2 protein-coding genes are annotated in these 3,168 nt (G+C 68.2%); both read left to right on the top strand.

Features of this window, described 5'->3' with window-relative positions; genetic code table 11:
• Nucleotides 1-114: 114 nt before the first annotated feature.
• Entirely contained in the window at nt 115-1,170 is a 1,056-nt protein-coding gene (locus tag AC6CID_RS24880) for a tyrosine-type recombinase/integrase (protein WP_498354654.1), read from the top strand.
• Complete coding sequence (locus AC6CID_RS24875; protein ID WP_498354653.1) at nt 1,167-3,122, top strand: tyrosine-type recombinase/integrase; 1,956 nt, start codon at nt 1,167-1,169, stop codon at nt 3,120-3,122. Before AC6CID_RS24880 ends, AC6CID_RS24875 begins: the two co-directional genes overlap by 4 nt.
• Nucleotides 3,123-3,168: the final 46 nt, after the last annotated feature.

The following is a 3,168-nucleotide window of genomic DNA, read 5'->3' as shown; positions in this document are numbered from 1 at the left end:
TATCGGTTAACCGGCCCTCCCACGACACGATCATGAGTGCGGCGTGAGGTCCGAGGCCGACGGCGATGCGGGGCGCATGCTGGTGGTGTCGGCTCGATCGAGAAGGGGCAGGCGATGACCGTTCGGGTGCGCACCAGCAGCGACGGCTATGCGATCGACGGCCAGTGGGAGGGATGCGCGGCGGCGAATGCGTTCCTGAAACATCTGGCCGGGCGCGGGTTCAGCGCGGCGACGGTGCGGGCGTATGCGTTCGATGTGCTCAATCTGGCCCGGTTCCTGCTCGACCACGATCTCCGATTGGCGGCGGTGACGCCGGTGACGGTGTTCGAGTGGATCGACTGGCAGGACGTGCGCCGCGAACCCCGCCCCGGCACGGCGAAAAGGAACGGCAGGGGCACGGCGGCGTCGACGATCAACCGGCGAGTCGCGGCGGTGCGGGCGTTGTTCGAGTACCTGGTGATGACCGGGATGCGCCCTGACAATCCGGTGCCCTCACCGCGGCCCGGGCAGGGCCTGCGACCGCAGGCGCGCGGACTGCTCGGGCACCTCGGACCGGGCCGACCCAGGGCCGGAGGCAGGCTGGTGCGCCAGCCACAACTGCTGCCCGAATCCCTCGACGCCGACGCGGTCGAGCAGTTCACCGCGTCGCTGCGCACCCATCGGGATCGGGCGATGGTGTGGGCCATGCTGTTCGGAGGCCTGCGCAGCGCCGAGGTGCGATCCCTGCGGTTGGCGGACGTCGACTTCGGTCGACGACGGGTGCGGGTGCTCGGCAAAGGCTGCAAGGAACGGGTGGTGCCGGTCGATGCGGCGTTCTTCACCGAACTATCGGCCTATCTGCGCCTCGAACGGCCACCGGGGTTGACGACACAAGAGTGCTTCGTAGTACTCCGAGGCCCCACCGTCGGGGCGCCGATCACCGAGGCCGGACTGCGGTCGCTGTTCCGGCGGCACCGGGAGCTCTCCGGTGCCGGTCGGGTGCGTCCGCACCGACTGCGGCACACCTACGGCACCGAACTGGCCTCTGCGGGAATTGATCTGATGGTGCTGCGGGAGCTGATGGGACACGTGTCCCCGGAGACCACGGCCGGATACGTGCATCTGTCGGTCGAGCAGCTCGCCGCCGAATACGGCGCGGCCCGCGCCAGCCTCGCCGGAACACGGCGATGAACAACCCGGTACTCGCCACCGTCGACCCGCTGGCCGATCCGGGAGCGGTGCTGAACAGCTACCTCGAGCATGTTGCCATCCTCGATCTCGGTGATAGGTCGGTACGCGCTCGCACACGCATCGCGACCACTTTCCTGGCCGAGCATCCGGACCTGCGGGACTGGATGGCTCGACCGGCGGCGGACCGGCTCACCGAACTGCGCAGCACCGGGGCCTGGCCACTGCTGTGTCACCTCATCGGACGCGGCGAGTTGCGACTGGACCTCGAGTTCGCCGCCGTCAAGAACCTCACCGGGCTCGGGCGGGCCGTCGAGGACCGCGACCCCGAAGGGTTCATCGCGGCCCGGACCGCCGGGCTGGCTTTGGGATGGACACCGCAATGGATCGAGACTGTCCTGGGCGGATGCCTGGCAGTGCTGCTCGCCCGGCACGGCGGATCCGTCAGCGACATCACCGACGACACCATCGACGACTTCGATGCTGCACTGGCTGCCACACAGTCGATTCCGCCGTCGTCGCGCCGGGCCTACCGCAACCGGATCGCCGGGATGCGGCAGATGCTGTTTCAGGCCCGCATCCTCGACACACCACCACGGCGCCGGCGGTGGGCCCGCAGTTACACCCAACGCTTCGCCACCGTTCCGATGGCCGACGCGATCCGCGAAACCCTGTTGCGTTACGTCACCGTCCGGGCTGCGGTGCTGCGCCCGAAATCCGTCGAATCCTTGATCAACGACCTGCTGCCGTTCGCGGACTACCTCACCACACACCACCCCGAGATCACCTTACTCGAGAACCTGGATCGCAGTCACATCGAAGGGTTCCTGGTCTGGAACCGCACCCGCACCTGGCGGGGGCAACGCGCCGCTGCCGGCGCCGGCCGGACCATCTCGAAAGCCGTGATCCAATCGACGGTGCTGAGCCTGCGCAACCTGTTCGACGATCTCACCGAATGGGGGTGGGAGCAGGCGCCGACCCGCCGGCTCGTCTTCGCTGTCGACGTCCCCAAACTCGACCAGCCCCTGCCACGGGCATTGGCGCCCGACATCGACGCCGCGGTGATGAATGCAGTGTCCCAGCTGGATGATTCGTTCGCTCGCATCGGATTGACGGTGCTGCGCGGAGCCGGCCTGCGAGTCGGGGAACTACTCGACCTCGAACTCGGCAGCGTCATCGACTACGGCCCGGCCGGGACCTGGCTGAAAGTTCCGTTGGGCAAACTCGCCACCGAACGCATGGTTCCGCTCTCGGCCACCACCCTCACGGCGTTGGATGAGTGGACCGGCGGGCGTGGTCTCTGCCGCCCACTTCCGCATCCCCGCACCGGAGCGTCGACCGATTTCCTGTTCGTCGCCCATGGCCGCCGTCTCGGCCAGACCCGACTACGCAACGGACTTCTCGCCGCTGTCGAGTCCTGCGGACTGCGCGGAACCGGCGGCGCACCGTTGGTCGTCACCCCGCATCAGCTACGCCACACCTGGGCCACCGAACTCGCCAACGCCGGGATGAGCCTGCAAGCGTTGATGGCGCTGCTCGGGCACGTCACTCCCCAGATGACCTTGCGTTACGCCACCTTGGCCTCGCCGACGCTGCGCGACGCCTACGACCAGGCCATGGGCACGATGCGCCGGCGGTTCACTCTCACTCCGGTCGGCAAACCCATCGTCCCCGATGCCGTCAGCTGGCTCGGCAGCGAGATGCTCAAAACTCGTGTCGCTCACGGCTACTGCTCCCGCCACGAATCGGCCGGCGCCTGCCCCTACGCCAACATCTGCGAAACCTGCGACAACTTCGTCACCGGACCGGAATTCCGCGGCGCGCTCGAGGCGCAACGCACCGACATCCAGGCCCTCGAGGCCGATGCCCGCGACCGCGGTTGGCTCGACGAAGCCGCCCGCCACCACCGCGTCACCGACGCACTGACGGACCACCTCCACCGCCTCGACCGCTGACTCAAGTCGACCGCCAGGGGTTGATCCGGCACCGAGGGCCGGATAA

Source organism: Rhodococcus sp. GQ147, from assembly GCF_059759155.1.
Note: the sequence above shows the minus strand (reverse complement) of the source record. Positions and strands in the feature narration are given on the sequence as shown.